Source organism: Vibrio anguillarum (assembly GCF_001989995.2).
Lineage (GTDB): Bacteria > Pseudomonadota > Gammaproteobacteria > Enterobacterales > Vibrionaceae > Vibrio > Vibrio anguillarum.
The window spans coordinates 1-1,241 of record NZ_JAHGUP010000196.1 but is presented as its reverse complement, the minus strand read 5'-3'; the positions used below and the strand labels follow the sequence as shown (position 1 = coordinate 1,241).

The 1,241-nt window shown below is 47.5% G+C and carries 1 protein-coding gene; it reads right to left on the bottom strand.

The genetic code is table 11. The features are described from left to right. Positions 1–1,241: actin cross-linking domain-containing toxin (locus tag PL85_RS18365; RefSeq protein WP_215809369.1), on the bottom strand; the 1,241-nt coding region annotated here is incomplete at both ends.

Sequence of the window (1,241 nt, the reverse complement as noted above, 5' to 3'; positions counted from 1 at the left end):
AGCGGAGAAGAGCCCAAAAACTTATCCTTGAGTGATTTTTTATACCAAGGGGCTAATTCAAGTAACCGAAGCTCAGCATTAGCGCCCGTTCCAAATAATTTAGCGCTAACTCCAACTGTAACCTGCTGCCCACTCGGGGTCATCGAGATTGTTTGACCTTGGTAATCGGCAGCGACACCATTTCCAGCAGCGATAATATGATTCACGTTCGAGATTTCTAGAATAAACTGACCATCATCACTACTCGTAGCCGCAAGCGTTTGATGGTTAAACTGGCTAATGTGCGATGTGAAATACTTCGCTAACCAAAGCATACCTGCTTTACGATCCTCGACGGCTTTTTCATCATCCATTGCACAAGGGTAAGTAATAAGCTCAATTGTATGAGTTTGCCACCCTGTATAATCTCGACCATTTTTAAGATGCGGCGGGCAATGATAACTGCCTTGATTCATATCTTTGGTCAACATGAATAGCGCTTCGCCTTTTGCATTTTTTACATAACCAAATTTTTGTGATGAATTGGCAGGCATCGCGACAATCAAACCACTCAGCTCATTCTCGATACCGATTGAGGAAGTCGGGAAATGAGTACCAAACTCCGGAGCAGGCTTAGTTGTATTTCGAACACGAGCATCTGATGCTAAATTCGTTGCTTGTACCGGCACAGGTTGCGGTGGTGCTAATGGCGGAGGTGGAGGCGGTGGGGGGCTCACTAACCCTTGAGTTTGCTCTAAAGGACAAACTCTTACTGCGGGGATACTTGCCTCTTCAGCTTGCAATAGCGCTTGGTAAAGAATGGTTTGAGGTGGCGCGGGGGATTTTTGCAGTTCAAGCTCACCAGGTAATAACGGTAAATCACCACTAAAACCACTGCCACTGCCCGCACTTCCGCCTGAGTTTAAATTAACGCCCGCCCCAGAAAGATGGACACCAGCAGGATCGACTTTGACAAAACTGCCGCCGGCTGTCACGGTAATTTCTGACCCAGCTTCGATCACCACTTTTTGTCCAGCTTTGATGTGGATTTCATCTCCACTTTCATTAGTCCAAACTTGCCCTGATTTTACGTGCAAGGAACCATCGACCATTAATATACAGCCACCCTTAACCGATTCGCGGCTTTCGCCCTCTACCGTGAGGTGGTGGTTATGTTTAACGTGCGTGAACTGGTCGTTATCCACCGTGAGGTGCTGGTCGTGCTTGATGTGCGCCGTGGCGTCATTGAGCACCAAGGCGTC